At 73.3% G+C, this 23,316-nt stretch carries 16 protein-coding genes, 5 tRNA genes and 1 riboswitch; of the genes, 13 read left to right on the top strand and 8 right to left on the bottom strand.

The genetic code is table 11. The features are described from left to right. The first annotated feature begins 237 nt into the window (after positions 1-237). From AB0E67_RS18390 to AB0E67_RS18380, 3 genes are read left to right on the top strand one after another with little or no spacing between them, the layout of a single operon-like run. Positions 238-747, top strand: coding sequence for a hypothetical protein (locus AB0E67_RS18390; protein WP_362027637.1), 510 nt, complete (start codon positions 238-240; stop codon positions 745-747). Positions 748-805: 58 nt separating this feature from the next. Continuing rightward, positions 806-1,663, top strand: coding sequence for a DsbA family protein (locus AB0E67_RS18385; protein ID WP_362027634.1), 858 nt, complete (start codon positions 806-808; stop codon positions 1,661-1,663). Further along, on the top strand, positions 1,660-2,571 hold the full coding sequence (locus AB0E67_RS18380) for a cytochrome c biogenesis CcdA family protein (protein ID WP_362027631.1): 912 nt from the start codon (positions 1,660-1,662) through the stop codon (positions 2,569-2,571). The genes AB0E67_RS18385 and AB0E67_RS18380 overlap by 4 nt, the downstream gene beginning before the upstream one ends. Positions 2,572-2,609: 38 nt before the next feature. Here the strand turns inward: AB0E67_RS18380 and AB0E67_RS18375 are convergent. The 3 genes from AB0E67_RS18375 to AB0E67_RS18365 all read right to left on the bottom strand — a co-directional run bounded on the left by AB0E67_RS18375 (position 2,610) and on the right by AB0E67_RS18365 (position 2,894). Next, positions 2,610-2,686: transfer RNA gene (locus AB0E67_RS18375), tRNA-Phe, on the bottom strand. A gap of 22 nt (positions 2,687-2,708) precedes the next feature. Next, positions 2,709-2,783: transfer RNA gene (locus AB0E67_RS18370), tRNA-Asp, on the bottom strand. 38 nt (positions 2,784-2,821) lie between these two features. Further along, positions 2,822-2,894, bottom strand: a tRNA-Glu gene (locus AB0E67_RS18365). Positions 2,895-3,197: 303 nt separating this feature from the next. Between AB0E67_RS18365 and AB0E67_RS18360 the strand changes: the two genes are divergently transcribed. The 5 genes from AB0E67_RS18360 (at position 3,198) to AB0E67_RS18340 (ending at position 8,055) form a co-directional block, all read left to right on the top strand. Beyond that, positions 3,198-3,548, top strand: a complete 351-nt coding sequence (locus AB0E67_RS18360; RefSeq protein WP_351517974.1) for a metallopeptidase family protein — start codon at positions 3,198-3,200, stop codon at positions 3,546-3,548. Positions 3,549-3,978: 430 nt separating this feature from the next. Further along, positions 3,979-4,578 carry a hypothetical protein gene (locus AB0E67_RS18355; RefSeq protein WP_362027628.1) on the top strand — a complete coding sequence of 200 codons (600 nt, stop codon included), beginning with the start codon at positions 3,979-3,981 and terminating at the stop codon, positions 4,576-4,578. Between the two features lie 291 nt (positions 4,579-4,869). After that, positions 4,870-7,104 (top strand): DEAD/DEAH box helicase, encoded by a 2,235-nt coding sequence (locus AB0E67_RS18350; RefSeq protein ID WP_362027625.1) that lies wholly within the window; start codon positions 4,870-4,872, stop codon positions 7,102-7,104. A gap of 158 nt (positions 7,105-7,262) precedes the next feature. Further along, the gene (locus AB0E67_RS18345; RefSeq protein WP_362027622.1) at positions 7,263-7,628 is read left to right on the top strand and encodes a hypothetical protein; all 366 of its coding nucleotides are present in this window, start codon (positions 7,263-7,265) and stop codon (positions 7,626-7,628) included. Positions 7,629-7,982: 354 nt separating this feature from the next. Further along, positions 7,983-8,055: transfer RNA gene (locus tag AB0E67_RS18340), tRNA-Lys, on the top strand. A 193-nt stretch (positions 8,056-8,248) separates the two neighbouring features. Here the strand turns inward: AB0E67_RS18340 and AB0E67_RS18335 are convergent. Then, on the bottom strand, positions 8,249-8,647 hold the full coding sequence (locus tag AB0E67_RS18335; protein ID WP_362027619.1) for an SHOCT domain-containing protein: 399 nt from the start codon (positions 8,645-8,647) through the stop codon (positions 8,249-8,251). 140 nt (positions 8,648-8,787) lie between these two features. Here AB0E67_RS18335 and AB0E67_RS18330 point away from each other — a divergent pair. The 4 genes from AB0E67_RS18330 (at position 8,788) to AB0E67_RS18315 (ending at position 13,094) form a co-directional block, all read left to right on the top strand. After that, positions 8,788-8,861: transfer RNA gene (locus tag AB0E67_RS18330), tRNA-Met, on the top strand. Positions 8,862-9,163: 302 nt separating this feature from the next. Next, positions 9,164-10,264: a PP2C family protein-serine/threonine phosphatase gene (locus AB0E67_RS18325; RefSeq protein ID WP_362027616.1), complete on the top strand. Its 1,101-nt coding sequence runs from the start codon at positions 9,164-9,166 to the stop codon at positions 10,262-10,264. A gap of 384 nt (positions 10,265-10,648) precedes the next feature. Beyond that, positions 10,649-10,800: riboswitch (cyclic di-AMP (ydaO/yuaA leader) on the top strand. 197 nt (positions 10,801-10,997) lie between these two features. Continuing rightward, positions 10,998-12,020 carry a M23 family metallopeptidase gene (locus tag AB0E67_RS18320; RefSeq protein WP_362027949.1) on the top strand — a complete coding sequence of 341 codons (1,023 nt, stop codon included), beginning with the start codon at positions 10,998-11,000 and terminating at the stop codon, positions 12,018-12,020. Positions 12,021-12,149: 129 nt separating this feature from the next. Next, positions 12,150-13,094: an aldo/keto reductase gene (locus AB0E67_RS18315; protein ID WP_362027613.1), complete on the top strand. Its 945-nt coding sequence runs from the start codon at positions 12,150-12,152 to the stop codon at positions 13,092-13,094. Between the two features lie 196 nt (positions 13,095-13,290). Here AB0E67_RS18315 and AB0E67_RS18310 read toward each other — a convergent pair whose 3' ends face one another. The 4 genes from AB0E67_RS18310 to AB0E67_RS18295 form a co-directional block, all read right to left on the bottom strand. Continuing rightward, entirely contained in the window at positions 13,291-14,877 is a 1,587-nt protein-coding gene (locus AB0E67_RS18310; RefSeq protein WP_362027946.1) for a PrsW family intramembrane metalloprotease, read from the bottom strand. A gap of 213 nt (positions 14,878-15,090) precedes the next feature. Continuing rightward, positions 15,091-16,080, bottom strand: a complete 990-nt coding sequence (trmB, locus tag AB0E67_RS18305; RefSeq protein WP_362027610.1) for a tRNA (guanosine(46)-N7)-methyltransferase TrmB — start codon at positions 16,078-16,080, stop codon at positions 15,091-15,093. Then, the gene (gene lhgO, locus AB0E67_RS18300) at positions 16,073-17,329 is read right to left on the bottom strand and encodes an L-2-hydroxyglutarate oxidase (RefSeq protein WP_362027943.1); all 1,257 of its coding nucleotides are present in this window, start codon (positions 17,327-17,329) and stop codon (positions 16,073-16,075) included. The genes trmB and lhgO overlap by 8 nt, the downstream gene beginning before the upstream one ends. 269 nt (positions 17,330-17,598) lie before the next feature. Then, positions 17,599-19,533 (bottom strand): sporulation protein, encoded by a 1,935-nt coding sequence (locus AB0E67_RS18295; RefSeq protein WP_362027607.1) that lies wholly within the window; start codon positions 19,531-19,533, stop codon positions 17,599-17,601. A gap of 1,520 nt (positions 19,534-21,053) precedes the next feature. Between AB0E67_RS18295 and AB0E67_RS18290 the strand changes: the two genes are divergently transcribed. After that, a complete protein-coding gene (locus AB0E67_RS18290) occupies positions 21,054-23,180 on the top strand; it encodes an asparagine synthase-related protein (protein ID WP_362027605.1) in 2,127 nt (708 codons plus the stop codon). Positions 23,181-23,316 lie beyond the last annotated feature (136 nt).

Genomic DNA, 23,316 nt, shown 5'->3' with positions numbered 1-23,316 from the left:
CCGGGTCACGGTGTCGGCATCGGTACCGGCGTGGCGCGGCGGCATGCGAGCCGGACGGTCCGGCGGCGTGCGGCCCGGGCGCGAGCGGACGGTCCGGCGGTGCGGGAGCCGTACGGTTCGGCACGGGGGCGTGGGACCGCAGCACGTACCATTTCGGCAGCTGATCACCTGTTGCCGCGCGTCGTTTCCCGTCGCCCCCGTCGCCCCCGTCGCCCCCGTCCGGAAAGGCCGGTCGCCGTGTCCGTGTCCGTGTCCCGTGCGCAGTGGTGCTGCCTGACGGCGGTGCTCGCGGTCGTACTGGCGCTGTTCTGCGGCCAGGGAAGGACTGCCGCGGGTGACGGCCGCCCGGTCGCGCCGGCGGCCATGGGCGCGGAGACCGTCGCGGACGCAGGGGCTTCCGCGGGCGCGAGGCCTCCCGCGGACGCAGGGGCGGTGGGCGCGCCCGCGACTGCCACTGCCACTGCCACTGTCACCCCGACTGCCACCGACACTGACGTGGTCGTGGCCCCGGACTCGGATTCGCGCCCCGGCCCCGTCCCTGGATGCGGCAAGAGCAGGAACGCGGACGACGCGCCCGCCCTGCCGGGGCGGGCCCGCGCCGGGGCCGACCAGGCGCCCGGCCTCGCCGAATGGGGCCTGCCCGCCGCCACCGGCCCGGAGCCGGTCGGTCCGCGCATCCGGATACGACCGAGAGGTCCGGCAGCCGCCGCGCCCACCCCCGTGGAGCTCTCCGTACTGAGGGTGTAGACGGCGGCCCCGCCCGCCGCCCTCGTTCTCCTTCCATGCCATCCGTACGGAGTTCCGCATGTCCACGTCCAGTTCGAATTCCAAGCCCACGCCCGCGTCCAAGTCCAAGTCCGCTCCCCGCCCCGGAGCCAAGTCGTCACGCACGCCGTCGTCCAGGAAGCCGCTGCTCTACGGGGCCGCGGTCGTGATCGCCGCCGCGGCGCTCGGCTTCGTCTCCTACCGGGCCACCGCCCCCGACCACTCCAAGTCCTCTTCCGCCTCATCGGTCGCCGACGTCACCACGGACCCGGACGCCGAGGTCTACCCGGAGCTGGAGAAGCTCGCCCGGCGCGACGCCGACGACCGGCTCGCGCTGGGCCGGGCGGACGCGCCCGTCGTCCTCGTCGAGTACGCCGACTTCAAGTGCGGCTACTGCGGCAAGTTCGCCCGCGACACCGAGCCAGCCCTGGTGAAGAAGTACGTCGACAACGGCACGCTGCGCATCGAGTGGCGCAACTTCCCGATCTTCGGGGCCGAGTCCGAGGCCGCAGCCCGTGCGGCCTGGGCCGCCGGGCAACAGGGCCGCTTCTGGCAGTTCCACAGCGCCGCGTACGCCGAGGGGGCGAAGGAGAAGGGGTTCGGCAAGGCCCGGCTGAAGGCCCTCGCCGAGCAGGCCGGGGTTCCCGACCTCGAACGGTTCGCGCGCGACGCGGACAGCCCGGCCGCCTCCGAAGCGGTGAGCAAGGACCAGGAACAGGGGTACGGGATCGGCGCGACCTCCACTCCGTCGTTCCTGGTCAACGGCCGTCCGATCGCCGGGGCCCAGCCGATGGAGACCTTCGTCCAGGCGATCGAGGCGGCGGCCGAGAAGGCCCGCGCCGCCACGCCCCGGCCCCAGAGCACCGGGACCGACGGCACCGGAAGCGGCACGGAATGACGGCCGACATCGGTTACTTCGCGGCCTTCCTCGGCGGGCTGCTCGCCCTGGTCAGTCCGTGCAGCGCCCTGCTGCTGCCGGCCTTCTTCGCGTACTCCATCGACTCCGCCTCGCGGCTGCTGGCCCGCACCGGCATCTTCTACGCCGGTCTGGCCACCACCCTGGTCCCGCTCGGTGCCGCCGGCTCGTACGCCGGACGGCTCTTCTACGGCCACCGCGACGCGCTCGTCCTCGGCGCCGGATGGCTGATCATCGCGCTAGGCGCCGCGCAGATCGTCGGCCTGGGCTTCGCCTCGCGCCGGATCGCCGCGCTCAGCGGCCGGATCCGTCCGACCACCGCCGTCTCGGTGTACGCGCTGGGCGCCGTATACGGACTGGCCGGTTTCTGCGCGGGACCGATCCTCGGCAGCGTCCTCACCGTGGCGGCGGTCAGCGGCAGCCCGGTCTACGGCGGGCTGCTGCTCGCCGTCTACGCCCTCGGCATGGCGGTCCCGCTCTTCCTGCTCGCCCTGCTCTGGGAGCGGTTCGAGCTGGGCCGCCGGGCCTGGCTGCGTGGCCGCGCCTTCCGGCTCGGCCGTTTCGAGCTGCACACCACGACGCTGCTGTCCGGGCTCTTCTTCATCGGTCTCGGCGTGCTGTTCCTGGTGTACGACGGGACGACCGCGCTGCCCGGGCTGCTGGGCGTGGACCAGTCGTTCGCCGTCGAGCAGTGGGCCCAGCGCGTCGGGGAACGGGTGTCGGACGGCTCGGCCCTGGTGGCCGTGGTCGTGGTGGTGCTGCTGTTCCTGGCGGTACGGGCCTGGCGCGGCCGACGTACGGCCGACGCGAAGGGACCGGCCGAAGAGGCCGGACGGGGAAGCGAGACCGGACCGGGCGGCATGAACGCGGCCGACCACGAAGAGGCGTGACACGGCGAAGGCCCCGTCCATCGGACGGGGCCTTCGGGTGGTGGCTGGGGCCGGGATCGAACCGGCGACCTATCGCTTTTCAGGCGATCGCTCGTACCAACTGAGCTACCCAGCCACGCAGCTCACAGGAGCTGCAGCGGTCCTGACGGGATTTGAACCCGCGGCCTCCACCTTGACAGGGTGGCGAGCACTCCAAACTGCTCCACAGGACCAAGCTGTTGTGCGACTAAGTGTCGCACAAGGTTGTGCGTGCCCCCAACGGGATTCGAACCCGTGCTACCGCCTTGAAAGGGCGGCGTCCTGGGCCACTAGACGATGAGGGCCTAACTACTGGCACTGCTGCTTCACCCCAAGGGGTTCCGCTTCTTCTTCGATCTTCGGCAGATGATCTCCGGGACCTCAGAACGGTCAAGCCCTGACCGGCGCCCTTGGGCACGACGCAGACTGTACTACGGCGTTTCGGCGTCGGCCAAACCGAATAGGTGTGGCAGCGGTCCGGTGGCGGACGGCCGCTGACCTCGTCCGTCGCCCGCCGCCATCGCTCGCCGCCGCGTGTCGTCGTCGCGTGCCGTCGTCCGTCCGGGGCGCGGTGGGCGACCGTACGGGAGAACCGGGAGAATGGCGGCGTGCTGGAGATGACGCGCGAGGAGTTCGAGGAACTGGTCGCCGAGGCCCTGGACCGGATCCCACCGGAGCTGACGCGGCTGATGGACAACGTCGCGGTGTTCGTCGAGGACGAACCGGACCCGGCCGATCCGGAACTGCTCGGACTGTACGAGGGCACGCCGCTCACCGAGCGCGGCGAGTGGTACGCGGGAGTGCTGCCGGACCGGATCACGATCTATCGCGGGCCGACGCTGCGGATGTGCGAGTCGCGCGAGGACGTGGTCGCGGAGACGGAGATCACCGTCGTCCACGAGATCGCCCATCACTTCGGCATCGACGACGAGAGGCTGCACGCGCTCGGTTACGGGTGAGCTCGCGTCCACCGGGGGTGTGTCCGCCGAGGGAGTGTCCGCCGGGCGCGCGGAGGCGCACCACGTCGCGTATGCGGGCGTACGCGCGGTGTGTGCGGTGTGTGGCGTGTAGGGACGAGCGCGCGGTCGCGCGTCGAGGTTGGCCGGGGCGCGGCGGGCAGGCGGTGAGTCCGCGCGGGCGGCGGTGAAACACGCGTGCGGTGCGGGTGACGTGCAGGTGACGTGCGGGAGGCACGTGGGCGGGGTGAGAGGCGTGTCCCCGGCGGGGCAACGGGAGTTGAGCACGTTGGGCGCGGAGCCGCGGCTCCGCCGTGCCGCTCCGCCCGTGCCTCTTTGCCCCTTTCCTCCTCGCCCTTCTTCTCCCTCCCCGTCCCGCTTCCTCTTCCGTGTCTCCTCCTCGACTCTCCCCGCACCTCCGGAGGTACCGCCCGTGCGCCAGTTGTCCTCTTCCGCCCGTTGGGCGGCCGTCATCGCGGTGACGGTCGCCACGTCCGCCGGCTGCATGAGCATCGGCGACGACGGGGGCAAGCCGCCGTCGAAGCCCTCGTCCGACCCGAAGGGCAGCGCGGCCGAGCCGGACGGCGACACGGTGTCCGGCACGGGCGGCTCCCGTGCCGGGGGCGGGCGCGCCGAGGCGCACTCCGAGCGGGAGGCGGCCGAGTCCGCGCGGCCGAGCGGTTCCGCCGCTCCTTCGGGTTCGCCGGGCGCCCGGCCCAGGGCGGAGCGGAGCGAGCAGGCGGGCGTACCGGCCGAGCCGGGCGCTCCGGCGCCGGGGTGGGGCGGCGGACAGCCGGAGCCCGAGCCCTCGCAGCCGGGCTCCGAGGTGCCGCAGCGGCCCGAGCCCACGCCGTCGCCGTCCGAGCCGCCCGCCCCCGAACCGCCTGCCTCGCCCCGACCGGAGCCCTCGGAGCCGGCGCCGCAGCCGTCCGCCTCCTCGGCGGTCGAGCTCCGTGCCTACGCGATGAGCCTGCCGAGCGAGGCGGCGGAGCTGCGGACGCCGGAGGCCGCGGCCCAGGAGGAACCGGCATAGCCGGGTCGTTCCGGCGGAGGGACGGACGCCCCGGAGAAACCGCCGTTCCGGGGGAGCGGGCGGCCGGGAGCGAGGAGGCGCGGTGGGGGCGGATGGAGGGCGGTTTGCGTGATGTGGGGGTGAGTGCGTATGGTGGTAGATCGTTTGATCCCATTGCCCGGCGCCGAAACAGAAGCGCGCCGTGTGGCGCGTACTCTCCCTTGCCGTGGCTGGACCGCATTGAGGCGGTCGAAATTGCGAATCACGGAGTTACGGGCGCGTGCCGAGACTCCGGAAGGTTTCGCATTTCGCATGTCAATTTCCAGTTCTGACCGCGCCGTCATGCCCGAGAGCGTCGAGAACATCCAGGACGTCGAGAACGTCGCTGACGAGGAGTTCGCCGGTGCCGGCGAGTTCGTCGAGAGCGGCGAAGGGCTCGCCGAGGACGCCGCCGACTCCCGCACGCAGCGGGCCGACGACGACTCCGCCGACGAGGCCGGGCCGGCCGTCACCTTCGCCGACCTGGGCCTGCCCGAGGGCATCGTCCGCAAGCTCGCGCAGAACGGCGTGACCACGCCCTTCCCGATCCAGGCCGCGACCATCCCGGACGCCCTGGCCGGCAAGGACATCCTGGGCCGCGGCCGTACCGGTTCCGGCAAGACCCTCTCCTTCGGTCTGCCGACGCTGGCCGCGCTGGCCGACGGCCACACGGAGAAGAAGAAGCCCCGCGCGGTCATCCTCACCCCGACCCGTGAGCTCGCGATGCAGGTCGCGGACGCGCTCCAGCCGTACGGCGACGTGCTCGGCCTGCGGATGAAGGTCGTCTGCGGCGGTACGTCGATGGGCAACCAGATCTACGCCCTGGAGCGCGGCGTCGACATCCTCGTCGCCACCCCGGGCCGACTGCGCGACATCATCAACCGGGGTGCCTGCTCCCTGGAGAACGTCCAGGTCGCCGTCCTCGACGAGGCCGACCAGATGTCCGACCTGGGCTTCCTGCCCGAGGTCACCGAGCTGCTCGACCAGATCCCGGCCGGCGGTCAGCGCATGCTCTTCTCCGCGACGATGGAGAACGAGATCGGCACCCTGGTCCAGCGCTACCTGGACAACCCGGTGAGCCACGAGGTCGACAGTGCCCAGGGCAACGTCACGACCATGACGCACCACGTCCTCGTCGTGAAGCCGAAGGACAAGGCGCCGGTCACCTCCGCCATCGCCGCCCGCAAGGGCCGCACCATCATCTTCGTCCGCACCCAGCTGGGCGCCGACCGCATCGCCGAGCAGCTCCTCGCGGCGGGCGTCAAGGCGGACGCCCTCCACGGCGGCATGACGCAGGGCGCCCGCACCCGCGTGCTCGCCGACTTCAAGGACGGTTACGTCAACGCGCTCGTCGCGACCGACGTCGCCGCTCGCGGCATCCACGTCGACGGCATCGACCTGGTGCTGAACGTGGACCCGGCCGGTGACCACAAGGACTACCTGCACCGTTCGGGCCGTACGGCCCGGGCCGGCAAGTCCGGTGTGGTCGTCTCGCTGGCGCTGCCGCACCAGCGCCGCCAGATCTTCCGGCTCATGGAGGACGCGGGCGTCGAGGCCTCGCGCCACATCGTGGGCGGCGCGGGTGCCTTCGACCCGGAGGTCGCCGAGATCACCGGCGCCCGTTCGCTGACCGAGGTTCAGGCCGACTCCGCGACCAACGCCGCCAAGCAGGCCGAGCGCGAGGTCGTCGAGCTGACCAGGCAGCTGGAGCGTGTCCAGCGCCGCGCCGGCGAGCTGCGCGAGGAGGCGGACCGCCTGGTCGCGCGGGCCGCGCGCGAGCGCGGCGAGGACCCCGAGGCCGCGATCGCCGAGGCCGCCGCGGAGGCCGAGGCCGCGATCGAGGCTGTCGTCTCCGTACCGGAGCAGCCCACGGCGCGGGACGACCGTCGCGACGAGCGGGGCAACTTCGAGCGCCGGGACAACCGGGGCGGCGACCGCGGCGGGTACCGCGACCGGCGTGACGACCGTGGCGGTGACCGTGGTTTCCAGCGTCGTGACGACCGTTCGTCGGGTGGCTTCCGCCGTGACAACGACCGTCCGTCCTTCGGCCGCGACCGTCGCGACGACCGGCGTGACGACCGTGGCGGTGACCGTGGTTTCCAGCGTCGTGACGACCGTTCGTCGGGCGGTTTCCGCCGTGACAACGACCGTCCGTCCTTCGGCCGCGACCGTCGCGACGACCGTTCGTCGGGCGGCTACCGCTCCCACGACCGTCGCGACGACCGCGGTGGCCGCTCGTTCGAGCGTCGTGACAACGACCGTCCTTCCTTCGACCGCCGTGACAACGACCGCCCGTCGTTCGGCCGGGACCGTCGCGACGACCGTCCCTCCGGCGGCTTCCGCTCGGGCGGCAGCGACCGCCCGTTCAACCGCGACCGTCGCGACGACCGTCCGTCGGGCGGCTTCCGGTCCGGCGGCGACCGACCGTACGGCCGGCGTGACGACCACCGCGGCGCCGGTTCCTTCGGCCGCCGCGACGACAAGCCGCGCTGGAAGCGCAACGGCTGAACGCGCTGAACGATGAGGCGGACCGCTGAGGGTCCGCCGCGTCGGCCGGAGTTCTCCGGAAGGCGGGTCCGCTCTTCACGAGCGGGCCCGCTTTTCTTTTCGCTTCCCCCCGCATGTGCAACCGCCGTCAGGATCAGGCGACTTGGGCAGGAGGAGGGGTGCCGCCGGGGGACGAGGAGGGGGTCTCCGCGCGATCCCTCGGCGGCGGGACGACGCCGCCGACCACCGGGCGCGGGAGCGCCGCCCCGGCCGTACTCGTCGTGGCCGCGGCAGGCCTCGGCGCGACGCCGGCGGCCGGCGCCGCGGAGGCGTCGGCCCTCGTGCCGACGGACGGGGTCCGGGGCGTCGACTTCGCGGGCGGCACGCTGAACACGGTGGAACGCACCGCGAGCAGCGAGCGGTCCGTCTACGTCCGGCAGATCGCCCCGGAGGGCTCCACGGCGGGCGCCCGCTCCTTCATGGGGTACGTGGGCCCCTACGCGAACGGCGCGCAGGCCAAGCGGGGTCCCGTGCGATGCCGGTGACTGCATACCGCTGCGCGTCAGAAGATCGAGACGGTCGCCACCGGCGCGCCCCGCGTGATCGGGGTGGGGGAGGGACATCACCGGCGACGGGAAGGCCGGCCTCGCCGAGTGGGACTCCTCCGGCAACCCCTACCGCAACAACGGCAACGGCAAGGACTCCTTCGGCTCGCGCGCGAAGACCGCCACGGGCCGACAGCGGTACGAGGGCGTCTTCTGACCCGCCCCCTTCCCGCCCCGGTCCCACCCCCCTCGATTCCGCCATGACGGGGGCGATCCCGCCACGACGGGGCCCGGCTGCCGATACCCGATCGGCGGCCCGGCCGCGGCGGGCTATGCTCAGGGGTGGTTCGGCGAGGGCCGTTAGCTCAATTGGCAGAGCAGCGGACTTTTAATCCGTTGGTTGTGGGTTCGAGTCCCACACGGCCTACCGTCTCAGCCCCGGTCCGGTGTACATCCGGTCGGGGCTGAATCCGTTTCCGGACCTCCCGCCCACCGGGCCCCGGCCTCGCGGTCCGCGAGCTTCCCGGTTTCCCGACTTCCCGGGTTCTCCCGACTTCTCGGCTTCACGGTTCCGCGGTGGCCGGTTCGGGGTGGGTACCTCGGGTCAGGGGCACCTCGGCTCAGGCCAGGAGTTTCGTCTTCGCCCGCTGGTACTCCTCGTCCGTGAGGGCGTTCCGGTCCCTCAGCTCGGCGAGTCTCGCCAGGTCGTCCACATGGCTGCCCTGCTTCGGCTCGCCCCCGGCGGCTTCGCGTACGTACGCCTTGAAGGCCGCCTCGCGTTCCCGCACCGCCTCGATGTCCCGTCCGCCCATGGACCTGCCGCGCACGATCACGTACAGCAGCACGCCGATGTACGGCAGCAGCAGCGCCACGATCAGCCAGCCGGCCTTGCCCCAGCCGCCCAGGTCGTCGCTGCGGAAGATGTCCGTGATGACCTTGAACAGCAGGAAGAGCCACATGATCCAGAGAAAGAACCAGAGCATGGTCCAGAAGAGACTGAGCAAGGGGTAGTTGTCCACGGTCGCTCCCGGTCGCCGCTGTCCCGTCACATCGACCCATTGGCGGGTAAATCAGTCATATCACCGCATATTCGATCCCGCCCGTCGTCTCCGGGTGGTCACGAGCACGGCCGGACATGGCGTAGAGTTGTGTTCACCGACGCGGGGTGGAGCAGCTCGGTAGCTCGCTGGGCTCATAACCCAGAGGTCGCAGGTTCAAATCCTGTCCCCGCTACTGAAGACCCGGGTCCGGCGCGTACAGCGTGCCGGACCCGGGGTTTTTTCGTGCCGTCGCTGGATGGCGCGAGGTGCGTGGGCGGTGTGTGAGGTGTGCCACGCACGTACCTCTGTTGGGCGATGCGGACTCGCCGCGCGGCTGAGCTCCGGTGAGCCTGGGGGCGGGGCGCGGTACCGTCCGCAGCCGTGCGTGTACCGGGCAGGAGACCACAGGTGTGGAAGCGGCTGAAGCGGCGCGGCGGACATGCCGGGGGCGGACATGCCGGAGGGGTTGCCGGCGGCGCCGGTGCCCGTCGGTTCGTGCGCATGCTGCCGACCCTGATGATCGTCGGCGGGCTGCTGTTCGACCTGCTCACCCCGCCGGTCTTCACCGCCATCCCGCTGTTCGTCGCGGCGCCGCTGATCGCCGCGCCGTTCTTCTCGTTGTCCAACACCGTGCGCACCGGCATCGCCTCGATGCTGGCCGTCGTCGCGCTCCGGCTGGCCACCGACTCGCTGCCGGCGGCCGTGCCGCTGATCGAGCTGCTCACGCTGGCGACCGTCTCGGTGCTCGCGGTGGTGATCAACCGGGTCGTGCAGCGGAGCAACGAGCAGTTGGCCTCCGCGCGGGTCATCGCGGAGCGGGCCATGCGGGCGGTGCTGCCGAAGCCGTTCGACCGGATCGGTGGGCTGCATGTGGCGGCGCGGTACGAGGCCGCGCAGGCCGACGAGTTCGTTGGCGGTGACCTGTTCGCGGTGACGGACACCCCGTACGGGGTGCGGCTGGTGGTCGGTGACGTGCGGGGGAAGGGGCTCGACGCCGTGGAGACGGTCGCCGTGGTCATCGGGGCGTTCCGGGAGGCGGCCGAACAGGAGCGCTCGCTGGAGGGCGTGGCGCGTCGGCTGGAGCGGGCGCTGGTGCGGGAGAGGAGGGCGCGCCGGGGCGGGCCCGACGTCGTCGAGGGCTTCACCACCGCCGTGCTGGCCGAGATCCCGGCCGGCCTGTCCCGGGTCCGGATCGTCAACCGCGGCCACCCCGAGCCGATCCTGCTGCACCCGGACGGCGCGCTGGACGTGCTGGCGCCCTCGATGCCCGCGCTGCCGCTCGGGATGGACCTGGGCGCGTGGCCCGACCGGACGGACGAGTGGGATCTGCGGCCGGGGGCGACACTGCTCCTCTACACCGACGGCCTCTCCGAGGCGCGGAACGCCCAGGGGGACTTCTATGATCCGGCGGCCCGGCTGTGCGGGCGGATCTTTCCCGGGCCGGAGGAGCTGCTGTCCGCGCTGACCGACGACGTACGGCTGCACACGGGGGGCGAGTCGACCGACGACATGGCCCTGCTCGCGGTCGTACGCCCCGCGGAGGGGCAGCCGGAGCGGCGCAGGACCGTCCGGATCGTGGGGCCGGGCCCGGCATGACGGACGGTCCGGGGCGGCTGGGCGGGCGCAAGGGCGCCGGGTGCGCCCGAGCGGTTGGGCGGGTGCAAGGAGGCCGTGACGGGGTTCGGTCGGGTGCGCCCGTGAGGCCGCAGACGTCCGTCCGGGCGGCCGGGTGCGCCCGAGCGGACCGGGGTGCCACCGTACGTAATCGAAAGACGCCGCTCCGCATAACGTTTGACGCAACGTCAGTTACGGGGTATTGGCTGAGACCCGATCAAGTCGTCTGAATACGCCCCGAGATGTCCAGTAAAGTCCAGGCCAAAGACGTGAACGATCAGTGGGAGCGGCTTGGAATCAGGGCCCGGTGTCTATTAACGTTCGATAACGCAGCGCGGTCGTCCCAGCCGTCGTCAGAGGCGGCACCGTGCGCGAGCGCCGAATCCCGAAAGGGAACCGGGGAACCACCACCCTGGGGTGAATCGGGCATCCGGGTCTCGTGAGAGACGCGGTGTCCGTAGGAGACCTTCCTGCTCCGAACCCGTCAGCTAACCCGGTAGGCGAGAAGGAAGGAAAGGAGTGCGCCCCCGTGGCGTCCAACAAGCCTGCCCCCGAGGCCCCCGCCCGGCTCGATTCCGCGTACGGTTCCGAGTTCGGCACCGACTTCGGCCCCGGTTACGGTGCGGGCCCCGGCTACGGCTCCGACTACGGAACGGCCGGGATGACGACGGTGTCCGGCACTGCGGATCGCATGGACCACGGAATCGGATCGGACATGGCCGCCACCGCGACCCTGCCCGGCGCCGACTTCGGTGTCGACGACGAGCGCGGCTGGGGCGAGTGGAACCCCACCGAGGAGACCGTCCGCCCCGTACGCGGCAAGCACCGGGTCGCCAAGCAGCGCAACGGACTCGCCCGCAGTTCCGCGGTGCTCGGGGTCGGTGTCATCGCGGCGGTCGGCGCGGGCGGCATGGCCACCGCGCAGGGCAAGCCGCCGGTGTCCATCTCCCTTCCCGACTCCATCGCGGACAACCTGCCCGACGCCAAGTCCCTTCCCGGCGTGGGCGCCCTCCTCTCCGACAAGTCCGAGGACGACGGGGCCGCGCCCGCCACCGCCCCGCTCACCACCGCAGGCATCACCACCGCCGAGGCCGAGCAGGGCACGACCGACGCGGGCGAGGCGCTGCGTGCCCGCATCCTCCAGCAGGCCGAGCAGCAGCAGGCCGCCGCCGACGCGGAGGCCAGGGAGGCCCAGGAGAAGGCCGCGGCGGAGAAGGCCGCGGCCGAGGCCAAGAAGCAGCAGGACGCCGCCGAGGTCAAGGCCGCCGCCGAGAAGAAGAAGGCGGAGGAGGAGGCGAAGAAGAAGGCCGAGGCCCTGCGGCTCGCCAAGCTCGCCGCCAGCTACGCCGTCCCGACCACCTCGTACACGATCACCTCGACGTACGGCCAGGCCGGCACGATGTGGTCCTCCGGTCACCACACCGGCCTCGACTTCGCGGCGCCGACGGGCACCCCCGTCAAGGCCGTTCACGGCGGCACCATCAAGTCGGCGGGCTGGTCCGGCTCGTACGGCTACCGCACGGTGCTGGAGCTGGAGGACGGCACGGAGGTCTGGTACTGCCACCAGTCTTCGATCGGCGTCGGGGTCGGCCAGAAGGTCTCCACCGGGGACACCATCGGCCGGGTCGGCGCGACCGGCAATGTGACGGGTCCCCACCTCCACCTGGAGATCCACACCGCCGACGGCACGGGCGTGGACCCGATGGGCTGGCTGCGGAGCAAGGGCCTCAACATCTGAGGCACCCGCGTCGGCGATGCACGGGCGGACAACGATGCGCCGGCCGACCGCGCGGACCACACCGAACAGCCGTCCGCCGAACGGCGTATGCGCGGAATACCGTTCTGGCGGGAACACGTTGATCGATTCATGACTTCCCTTCGCCAACTGGGCTCTTCCGATCTTCAGGTGTTCCCGCTCGCCCTCGGCGGCAATGTCTTCGGCTGGACGGCCGACGAGGCGCAGTCGTTCGCCGTGCTGGACGCATACACGGAGGCGGGCGGCAACTTCGTCGACACCGCCGACGCCTACTCCGCCTGGGTGCCGGGGAACGAGGGCGGCGAGTCGGAGACCGTCATCGGCAAGTGGCTCGCGTCCCGGCCCGGCCGGTCCGATGTCGTCGTCGCCACCAAGGTCGGCGCCCACCCCTCGTACAAGGGTCTCTCCGCCGCCACCATCAAGGCGGCGGCGGAAGAGTCGCTGCGCAGGCTCGGCAGGGACCACATCGACCTCTACTACACGCACTTCGACGACGAGACCGTGCCGGTCGAGGAGATCATCACCACCCTCGACGAGCTGGTGAAGGCCGGCAAGGTGCGCGAGATCGCCGCGTCCAACATCAGCCCCGAGCGGCTCCGGGCGTCCCTGGACTTCTCCGAGCGCGAGGGGCTGGCCCGTTACGTCGCCCTGCAGCCGCACTACAACCTCGTCTCCCGCGACACCTACGAGGGCCCGCTCCAGGACACGGCCGCGCGGGCCGGGCTCGCCGCCGTCCCGTACTACGCCCTGGCCTCCGGATTCCTCACCGGCAAGTACCGCCCGGGCACCCCGGTGGAGAGCGCGCGTGCGCAGAGCGCGGGGAAGTACCTGGAGTCGGAGCGCGGGCGGAACGTCCTCGCCGCCCTGGACCGGGTCGCCCAGGCCCATGACGCACAGATCGCGACCGTGGCGCTGGCCTGGCTCGCGTCCCGGCCGACCGTCGCCGCGCCGATCGCCTCGGCCCGTACGGTCGAGCAGATGCCCGCCCTGACAGCGGTCGCCGACCTCCGGCTGACCGAGGGGGAGCTGGCCGACCTCACCGAGGCGTCCGCCTGACGGACGCCACCGGCGGGCACGGCAGCCCTCGGCAGGCCGACCGGCGGACCGAGGGGCGGACTGTTCCGTTACCGGCGGCGGATCGTGCTCGGGTCCGGCCGCGCTCCGGTCGCTCCGCCGAACTGCCCGTCTCCACGAACGCCCCGGAAGCATCGCGCTCCCGGGGCGTTCGCGCGTCCGCGGCGCGCGCCCGGAGCTACCGGGGCGGCGACTGGTACGGGTTGTAGCCGCCGTACACCTGGTGCGGCGGCGGGAACGCGGCCGGGGCCGACGTCGGCCAGTACGCGGCCGGGGCGGGTGGGAACGGGTAGGCGTAGGGGCGCAGGAGGCCCGCCGCCTGCGCGGCGTAGGCGAGGGCGGGAGCGGCCACGTCCCTGCGCTGCCAGAGGTGGTGCAACAGCTCCAGTTCACGTGCCGCGAAGTCGGGGCCCGCCGTCCCGAGGCGGGCCTGTCGGCGGAGCGAGGCCAGCGACATCGCGAACGACTCGTACTCGGCGACGGTACGGGCGGCGGCCTTGCCCCGGGCCTTGGCCCTGGCCTGCGCCTTGCGGCGCTCCTTGCGGGGCGCCCCGCCCTGCGCCTGTGCCACGGCCTGCACCGGGGGCAGGGCCTGGGCAGGCGTCTGGACGGGTGCGCCGACCGGGGGCACCGCTCCGTGGCCCGGACCGTGGACCGCTCCGGTGCCCGGTGCGTGGCCTGGGCCGTACGGGTTGCCCCAGCCGGCCCCGGTGCCGAAGGAGTGGTGTCGGCGGGCCGCGTCGCGGGCCAGGCCGCGGGCCCGCATGGAGGCGAGGGCGAGCGGTTCGGCGGGGGTCAGCCAGCCGGCCGCCGCGTAGCCGGGCAGCTCCGCGGCGAGTGCGCGCAGCTCGCGTCGGCGTGCCCAGATCACCAGCCAGGTCACCACCCCGAAGACCGGAACCATGAACACCGCGTACACGGCGTAGAAGGCGAGTGGTCCGAAGAAGGAGGCCGACCCGTTCCACAACGCGTGCATGCCCATGGCGAGGACGAGCCCCAGCAGCGGCAGCGCGATGCGGCGGAACCGCCGGTTGCGGGCACTGGCGGCGGCGAGACCGAAGCCCGTCCCCGTCAGGATCGTGAAGAGCGGGTGCGCGAACGGGGACATCACCGCCCGCACGAAGAACGTCGCGGCGGTCATCGAGGCGACGCCCGAGGCCCCGGCCTGCTGGTCCTCCCCGAAGGCGTTGCCCAGATAGAGGATGTTCTCGGTGAAGGCGAAACCGCTCGCGGTGAAACCGGCGATCACGACGCCGTCGACGATTCCGCTGAACTCACGTCTTCGGAACAGGAAGACCAGCAGGATCGCGGCGGCCTTGGCGCTCTCCTCGACGACCGGCGCTATGACCGTCGCACCGAGGTTGTCCGCGTTCGTCGGGTCGGCGGTGGTCGTGGCAATCCAACGGGTCGCGAACGAGTTCGCGAGAATCGCGATCAGGGCGGCCGCGAACGCGCCCCAGGCCAGGGCGAACAACAGGTTCCGCCAGGGCGCGGGGTCGACCCGGTCCAGCCAGCGGAACGCCGCCATCAGGAGCGGCACGGGCAGCACCGCGAGGCCGAGACCTACGAGGAAGCCCTCGGTGCCCGTCTGGTCGCGGACCAGGGCCAGGATCGCCAGAGCGCACACCGCGAGCACCGTGCACACGGCCGCGACGCGGAACGTCCTGCTGCGCCACACCATGCCGACGCGGCGCGGCCGGTACCTCCAGTGCCGTCGCTCCGGCACGGCGGCCAGGATCTCGCCGACCCGCTGCTCCTCGAGCACCGGGACGGCCGGATGCGGCTGCCGCTGCTGGACAGACCCTTCGTGTACCACCCCACGACCCTAACGAGCGGCACCGACACCGGCCACGGGGAATGGCCGGTGGCAGCCGGTCGCCGCACGTCGGCGGTGGCCGGGGAGGCGCCGTCTGCGGCGGGTTCGGCGACGGGTTCTCCGGCGGGCTCGGCGAGGGCTCCGGGCGGGTTCGGCGACGGATCAGTGGCGGGTGAAGAGCAGGTCGTGCACGACGTGGCCCTTGTCGAGTCCCTGGCCCTCGAACCGGGTCAGTGGCCGGAACGCGGGCCGTGGCGCGTAGCCGCCCTCCGGCAGAGTGTTCTCGAAGAGGGGGTGCGCGGTCAGCACCTCCAGCATCTGCTCCGCGTACGGCTCCCAGTCGGTCGCGCAGTGGACCAGGGCGCCCGGCTTCAGCCGCTGGGCCACCAGGTCGAGGAATTCCGGCTGGATCAGCCGACGCTTGTGATGACGCTTCTTGGGCCACGGGTCGGGGAAGTACACCCGCAGCCCGTCCAGCGAGTCCGGCTTCAGCATCTCGCGCAGCAGGATGATCGCGTCGCCGTTGGCGACACGGATGTTGGACAGGCCGTTCCGCTCCGCGAGGCCGAGCAGATTGCCCTGGCCGGGGGTGTGGACATCGACGGCGAGAATGCCCGTTCCCGGGTCGTCCGCGGCCATCTGCGCGGTGGCCTCGCCCATGCCGAACCCGATCTCCAGCACGACCGGGAGCCCGTCGAACAGCTCGGGCAGGTCGAGGACCCGCTGCCCGTCGATGTCCAGGCCCCACGTGGGCCAGAGCCGCATCAGGGCGTCCTCCTGACCGGGCGTGACCCGGCTCCGGCGCGGCTGGAAGCTGCGGATCCGGCGCTCGTGGTGCGATCCGGCCGGATCGACGGCGGGCCCGCCGGGGAAGCGCGGCTCCTGGCGCAGCCTGCGCTGCCGCTCGAAGGACGCGGCGCGCAGATCGTCCGGGATCCCGGAGCCGGTCCCGGAGGAGGTCTCGGACGGGGCGGCTCCGGCGGAGGTTTCGGCGGGGGCCTCGGAAACACGGGTCGCGGAGGCGGCCTCTGCGGGGGAGGTCCCGGAGGTGGCCTCGGCGGAGGTCCCGGCTGCGGGGGACGAGGGCGCCCCCGAGGGGCCCGCGGCGAGGTCTGCGGGAGGGTTCGCGGAGGGGTTCAAGGGCTCAGACACAATGACCCGATTCTACGGCGGGCGGCTTCCACCCCGTCTCCCGTGCCTGGAGCAGCGCCCTGCGTGCCACCTCCCGCCCGATGGGCAGGGAGGCCGTCGCGGCGGGCGACGGGGCGTTCAGCACGTGGACGGTGTGCGGGGCCTCGCGGATCAGGAAGTCGTCCACCAGGGTGCCGTCGCGCAGCACCGCCTGGGCCCTGACCCCGGCCGGGGCGGGCCGCAGATCGGCCTCCGTGACATCGGGCAGCAGTCGTCGCACCGCCGTCGTGAACGCGTGCTTCGACCACGAGCGGCGCACCTCGCCCGCCCCGTACCGCCAGTGTCTGCGCGCGATCCGCCAGGTGCCCGGCCAGGTCAGGGTGTCCGCCAGCTCGCGGGGGCGCACGACGGGCCACGCGTATCCCTCGCGGGCCAGCGCCGGCACCGCGTTCGGACCGACGTGCACACCGCCGTCGTGGCCGCGGGTGAGATGCACGCCGAGGAACGGGAACGCCGGGTCGGGCACCGGGTAGACCAGACCGCGCACCAGCTCCGGCCGCGTCAGCTCGTAGTACTCCCCCCGGAACGGCACGATCCGCATCCCCGGGTCGTCGCCCGCGAGCCGCGCCACCCGGTCGGAGTGCAGCCCGGCGCAGTTGACCAGCACCCGAGCCCGCACCACCGCGCCGTCCGCCGTGCGCACCGCCACGCCCCAGGGGCGCCGGTCGACCGAGACGACCTCCGAGCCGTGACGGATCACGCCGCCCGCGGCGACCACCTCGGTGGCGAACCGTGCCGCCACCGCCGGGAAGTCGCACACCCCGGTCGTCCGGACGCGGATGGCGGCGAGCCCGCGCACATCGGGTTCGTACGCGGCGATCTGGGCCGGCCCCAGCTCGCGCACCGGGAGCCCGTGCTGCCGTCCGCGCTGGACCAGCGCGTGCAGCCGGGGCAGCTCGGACCGCTCGGTCGCGACGATCAGCTTGCCGGTCACCGCGTGCGCGATGCCGTGCTCGGCGCAGAACTCGACCATCTCGGCGGCACCGCGCACCGCGTAGCGGGCCTTGAGCGAGCCGGGAGGGTAATAGATGCCGCTGTGGATCACGCCGCTGTTGCGCCCGGTCTGGTGACGGGCGGGACCGGACTCCTTCTCCAGCACCGTCACCCGGGTGCCGGGAGCGGTGCGCGTGAGGGCGTACGCCGTCGACAGGCCGACGATCCCGCCGCCGACCACCAGCACGTCGCAGTCGTACGCCGCGTGCGTCATCACCACGCCACCTCCCACCCCGATAGTGCACTGACCCACTGACACCGCACTCAAACCAGTGGAACCAGCGTGGCGCGTACTTTCGTCGCTCATTCTTTCGTCGATCACCTGTTCAAGCAGTGCCGACCAGCAACAAGCAGTGCCGACCAGCAACGTCGGCCGGGAACGTCGGTACGGGGGAGGCGGTACGCACGTTCACGCGCGTCCGGCCGCCACCCCCGTCATACGGAACGTGCGGAGCACGCGGGGCGACGGCCGGGACAGCGGGCCGGTCAGGCGGGTGCCACCAGCAGCGGCCGGGCCCGTTCGCGCAGCTCGGCCACGCGTGGCTCGTGCCCGTACGGTTCGAGCCGGTGCAGCAGGTCCCGTACGTACTCCGTGGTCCTGGCGGAGGAGATGCGGCCCGCCACCTCCACCGCGCGGGTCCCGGCCGCACAGGCAGCGTCGAGGTTCCCCGATTCCAGCTCGGCCACCGCCGAGACCACGAGCCGCAGCCCGTGCGAGCGGACGAACTCCTCGGTGGGCCGGGACAGCGCCTGCTCGGTGAAGCGCCGCACCTGCCGGGGCGCCTTCAGGTCGAGGTGGCACTCCGCGGCGTCGGCCGCGAACCTGTCGTACGAGTAGAAGCCCAGCCACGACGGGTCCGCGTCGCCGTCCCGGGAGCGCTCCAGCCAGCCCTCGGCGGCCTTCAGCGCGGCCCCTGCGGCCGGCGCGTCGTTCGCCTTCGCGTGGGCGCGGGCCTCCACCAGGCGGAAGAAGCTCATGGTGCGGGCCGTGGCGAGTCCCCGGTTGCGCTCGACGGCCGCCTGGGCCAGATCGACCCCCTCGTCGGCGAACCCGCGGTAGGTCGCCTGCAACGACATCGACGCGAGGACGTATCCCCCGAGGGGAACGTCGGCCGCGGCCCGCGCGAGTCTGAGCGCCTGGATGTAGTAGCGCTGCGCGGCCTCCTGCTGGCCGGTGTCGAAGGCCATCCAGCCGGCGAGCCGGGTCAGCTCGGCCGCCGCGCCGAAGAGGGCCCGGCCCACCTCGTCGCTGTACGAACCGAGGAGCAGGGGGGCCGCGTCGACCCGTAAGCACTCGGGAACCATGGAGGAACGCCAGTCCCCGCCCCCGTACTTGGAGTCCCAGCGGCGGGCGTCCTGGGCCGCCTCGCGCAGCTTGGCGACATCGCTGTGGCCGACCCGCAGGGGGGATATGTCACTGGTGACGGGGGGCGCGGCCGTGCCGGTGCCCGTGGTCGCGCTCGTGCCGACGCCGTTGGGCCGGGGCCCGGCCGACGGCGCCGGAGTGCCCTTCGCGGCCCGGTCGCTCCTGACGGCCCTGGCGGAGGCGGCGGGCGGCGCGGTCCGGGACGCGGACGCGTTCTGCGGGCCGGGCTGGGCGGGGATGGACGTCGCGCGCGGGGTTCCGGGAGCCAGGGTTCCCAGACCCGGGCGGCCCGCCGCCTGCGCCCCGGCTGCCGGACGCGTACTGGTCGCGGTCGGTGCCCCCGGCCGCCTCCGCGTCCCGGAAGCCCCCGCCGAACCCGCCGAACCCGCCGGATCCGCTGAACCGGTCGGACCGGCCGCATCGGTGGCCGGCCCGGTGGAGGACGTGGTGGCGGACTCGGCGGTCGCTTCCGCGTCGGTGCCCCCGGCCGCCGCGCCCGCAGCGTCGTGCGCCCCCGCACTGGTGTGTGCGCCCTCTGCGCCCTGGGGGCCGAGAACGGCCGCCCGGGCGGCGTTCGCATCGCGCTCCACCGACGGGTCGGCGGGGGATATCAGCCAGCGGGACGCGGGGGTCGCGTACGCGGTCACCGAGAACGAACCCGCGAGCGACTGCCAGATCCCGCCACTGCCCGCCCGGCGCCCGGCCAGATCCAGCCGGTACAGCTCGGTCGCGGAACGGACCGCTTCGGCCACGTCGCGAGGGAAGGCCAGCCCGACCTCCGGAGCCGGATCGGCGTCCGCGAGTCCGATCTCGTGCAGCGGGACCGGACGGCCGAGCTTGGCGCCGATCGCCGCCGCGATGAGATGGGGCGCGGCCCCCTGCGGCACCATGCCCTTGGAGACCCACCGGGCCACCGAGGTCTTGTCGTACCGGAGCGTCAGACCGCGCTGCGCCCCCAGGTCGTTGACCCGCCGGGCGAGTCCGGCGTTGCTGATTCCCGCGAGGGCGAGAACGGTTCCGAGCTTCTCGTTCGGTCCTCGTTGCTCCCTGGACATGCGTCACCCCTCGACACACAGACGGCCGCCGCGTCACCGTTGCGGCGCGCGGCATTCGTACCGTGTCCTCCCCAGGGACGACTCCCGGCACTCCGGCCGCACACGCATGTGGCGGAGCCCCGAGGAATATGCCTCCTGCCGAGAACCTCAGTGAACCCAGCGTAGTTCGCCGCATCCCTACCGTTAAGGGGCAGACGTCCGTATGGCGGGATTGTTGTCCGTGCGGACGGAGGCGCGGACAGGAGTGCCGCCGGCCGCCCCGGCGGGTGCCCGTGGGGGCGGCACCGGGCGCCGGCGCGGAGCCTGTGCGGAGGTCTGAGCCGGGGCGCGCGGAACGGGTGCCGGGCCGTCGTGCGCGGCGGTACGGGGGCGTCGCGCGACGCGGTGGGCGGGCTGTGGAGGACGTGTGCTCCCGGGCTCGTGCGGCGCCGCGCGAAGGTCGGTCCCGTGTCCGCCGATGCCCCGTCCGTGCGCTCCCGCGAGCGGCGTCCGCGCAGCGTGGGCGTGGTGTTCGCACAGCGTGGAGGCGGTGTCCGACGGGTTTCACGCGTGCTCCTGGTGTGTGGCCATGCGCCCGGCCGTGCGCTCTCGTCCGGCTGTTTCGGAAGGGCTTCCATGGGTGCTGCGTGGGTCGGCCCACTGCGATGGAACCAGTGGGCTGGGGGACACTGCCGCCTCATTCCCCGCAGGCGGTGGACCGGTCCGGGAGGCGTCGGAACGCCTCCCGGACCGTGCGTGGAAGCCGGTCCCCGGGCCGTCGGCCGGGAGAGGTGCGGGGAGCGGTGCGGCGGCGGTACGGGGCGGTGCGTGCCCGGTGCCGGCCGCGCGGCGCGGGGCGTGGGCACGGGCCCGGCGACGGGTGTGGAGCCGGGTCCGGAAACGGGCCCCGAGCAGGTGTCGGGCCGTCGGCGGCCTCTCCGGAGGCATGTGCCGAAGGCATGCCGCCGCGAAGGGAGATTTCGGGAGACAGGCCGGGGAGAGAAGCCCGGGAAGGGCCCGGGAGCGAACCGGGGTGAAACAGGGCGTCCAGGGCGGCGGGTACCCCGTTGCCAGGCTCCGTCATGCCCTGAGAATGGCCGAAAATCATCGATCGACCGAGGTTGGCCCGATCGATTCGCGGACATCCCCGCCGACGCGTCCGTGACTGCCCGTCGCGGATCCGCGCACGCCACGGAAAGTGGCCGGATATCGGCCGCGTGATCCGGCTCGCGCATGGTAGGCAACACGCCCGGGACGTAAGGCTGTTGGCGCCCCGGGGCGCCGCGCGCGGACCGCGCGCCGCCCGTACCGCCGAGCCCCCGGTCCCGGGCCGTCGGCCGCTGGATGTCCGCCCGGACCCGGTCGTCGCCCGCCCCGGTCCGGCCCCCGGCCGGGGCGCATGCCCCTACGACGTGCGCCCTCCGCAGCCCCTCCGGCACGTGTCCGTCGTGGCAGCATGTTCGCAACGACGGCGCGCACCACCGGAGTTCTCCCGCTGTGTTTCCGCTGCGCCGTTTCGTCCACAGTCCGTGGAGGCGGCGATGCGTTGGTTGGTGGGGTGGAGCAGTGTCGCCGCGCGCTCCGGTGCCGTCGGTACCGCCGGTGCGGTCGGTGGCATCGACGCGGGGCGAACCGTACAGCCGGTCGGCTCCCAACTCCTGTGGGGCGACCCGGATCCGCTGTGGGCCGTCGGCGACTGGCGCCCGGACGAGATCCGCGTCAGCACCGTCGAGACGGCCGAGGGCACGCCCACCGCGCGGCTCGCCGTCCTCGGCTGCTGCGGCGCCACGGACGAACAACTGCGGGTCGGCCTCCTCGCCGCGCGCGGCGGGGCCCTGCGCCATCTCACCTCCTGGCCCGGCAGTTACACGGCCGTCGTCCAGGTCGGACGCAGGATCGGCGTCATCGGAGACCTGGCGGGAGCCCGCCCGGTCTTCCACACCCCCTGGCTGGGCGGCACCGCGTACGCCACCGCCGCGCTCCCGCTCGCCGACCTCGTCGAGGCCCAGCTGGACATCGGCCACCTGGCCGCGCTGCTCGCCTGCCCCGAAACCCCGGAGGCGCTGCGCGACGGCACCCCGTACGAGGGGGTGAAGCGCATCCCGCCGGGGCACGCGCTCATCCTCCGCGAGGGTTCGCGCGAGATCACCGGCTACGAGGCGGTGGCCTCACTGGCCGTCGCCGCGCCCGAACTCGACCCGGTGAGTGCCGTCGACGGGGTGCGGGACGCGCTGGTCGACGCCGTGCGCGCCAGACTCGCCGCGCCGCGTCACGCCCCCGGAACCCTGCCGTCCGATCCGGGGCCGGTCCCCGGAATGGGACCCGCCGACCGGCGCGCCGCGCGGGGCGCGCCCGTTCCCGGCATCGGCGCCGACCTCTCCGGGGGCAGCGCCTCCGCAACGCTCGCCCTGCTCGCCGCCGGACTGCCGGGGCTGCCCGGTCTGCCCGGAAGCCTCCTCGGCCATGGTGCGGGCGCGGGGGAACGGCTGCTCGCCGTCACCTTCAACGACCTCACCGCGCACGGGCACGAGGACGAACTCGAACGCGCCCGCGTCATCGCCGCCGACCCGCGCCTGCACCACGTCGTCGTCACCGGAGGTGAGGAGGCCCTGCCCTACGCCGACCTGGGCGGCCCGCTCACCGACGAACCCGCGCCCTGTCTCGTCGTCGCCGAGCGACACCGCCGCCGCCTCGCCTCGGGCAGCGCCGACCACTTCGTCGGCGGCGGGGCCCGGCAGGTCCTCGACGCCCATCCCGCGCGCCTCGCCGACCTGCTCATGGACCGGCGCAGACGACACCTGCTGCGTCCGGTCGCGGCACTCGCCAAGGCCGAGGGCCCGAGCGCGCACTCGTTCTTCGTCCCGTTCACCGTGTACCGCGCGGCCCGGCGCCTGTCCCGTACCTCGTACCGCACGGGACTGGAAGCGGCGGCCGACCGGCTGCCGGGCGCCAACCGCCACGCCCCCGACCTCGACACTCCCGCCGACGCCTCGCTCGCTGCCCTCGCCTGGTCACGGCCCGGACCGGCCGCGCACTGGCTGACGGGGGAGGCGCTCGCCGAAGTATCGGTTCGTCTCCAGGAGGCGGCGGTCCGGCCGGTCTCCGTCCAACGGCCGGGCGAGGCCCGGGCACGGGCGGCGCTCGCCCGGTACGCCGCCGACCACCGGATCCTGGAGCAGGCCGCCGAGAACCGCAGCCAGCGCCTGCACGCCCCCTTCCTCGACAACCAGGTCGTACGCGCCGCCCGCGCGCTCCCCGAATCGCTCCGGGTGCAGCCGGGCGCCCGTGGCGCGATCCTGCGCCGGGTGCTCGCGGGCGCGGGCATCCACGACCTGCCGCCCGGCTGGGGCACCCCCTCGCACGCCACCTCCCAGGCGACCGCCCGCACCGGTCTGCGCGCCGCGCTCCCCGAACTGATGGCCCTCTTCGACGCCCCGCTGCTCGCCGACGCCGGTCTGGTCGAGGCCCGCGTCGTGCACAAGGCCCTGCGCGCCGCCGCCGACGGCGAACCGCTCCCGCTGGACGGCCTGGCCCATCTGGCGTCCATGGAACTCTGGCTGCGCCGCCTCGTGTCGCGGCGCGGCACCTGCTGGACGGGTACGGAGGCGCCTCGCCGTCGCGCGGTCGCGCACGGTGTCGTCCCGGCGCGGCGGAGCCTGCGGCCGTAGCGGGGCGGCGGGGGCTCCGGTCCGCCGTGAAGCTCGGGGCGGCCGGGGCCGGTCCGCCCCGAAGGCCGGGGTTGCGGCCTCCGGATCGCCTCGGGGCGCGGTGGGGATTCTGCCGTCCGGCGTGTCCGGTGCCTCT

This window comes from Streptomyces sp. NPDC032161 (assembly GCF_040636995.1).
In the GTDB taxonomy this organism is placed as follows: Bacteria; Actinomycetota; Actinomycetes; order Streptomycetales; family Streptomycetaceae; genus Streptomyces.
Note: the sequence above shows the minus strand (reverse complement) of the source record. Positions and strands in the feature narration are given on the sequence as shown.